We start from the raw sequence: 465 nt of genomic DNA, 5'->3' as shown, positions 1-465 counted from the left end.
GCAGCGTACTGTGCGGCCGCTCCTCGTTGTACTCGTGGCGCCAGGCTTCGATCACCTGACGTGCATGCCGCAGTGAGAGAAACCAGTGCTCGTTTAAGCACTCATCGCGAAACTTGCCATTGAAGCTTTCGACGTAGGCGTTCTGTTGCGGCTTGCCTGGCGAGATAAACTTCAGCTGGAGCTGGTGTTGATATGCCCACGTATCCAAGGTTTTTCCCGCAAACTCCGGGCCGTTATCGACGGTCACCGAGCTTGGTAGACCCCGCGATTCTGCGAGACGTTCCAGCACTGAGGCGACACGCCAACCAGGCAGCGAGGTATCGACTTCGATGGCCAAGCACTCCTTCGTAAAATCGTCCACGATGTTCAAGCACCGCAACCGCCGGCCATCGACAAAGCCATCCGACACAAAGTCCATCGACCAGCTTTGATTCGCGCGCGTAGCCAACACTCTGACGGTGCGTT

Annotated in this window: 1 protein-coding gene; it reads right to left on the bottom strand. The window is 57.2% G+C overall.

Annotated features, from left to right (window positions below):
• Positions 1-465 (bottom strand): integrase core domain-containing protein (locus GTP41_RS26790; RefSeq protein ID WP_161028638.1); only part of this gene is annotated, 465 nt, incomplete at both ends.

Origin of the sequence: Pseudoduganella guangdongensis, from assembly GCF_009857475.1 — a bacterium.
GTDB classification, from domain to species: Bacteria; Pseudomonadota; Gammaproteobacteria; order Burkholderiales; family Burkholderiaceae_D; genus Rugamonas; species Rugamonas guangdongensis.
The sequence above is the reverse complement of the archived record's forward strand: the minus strand, read 5'-3'. Positions and strand labels throughout refer to the sequence as shown.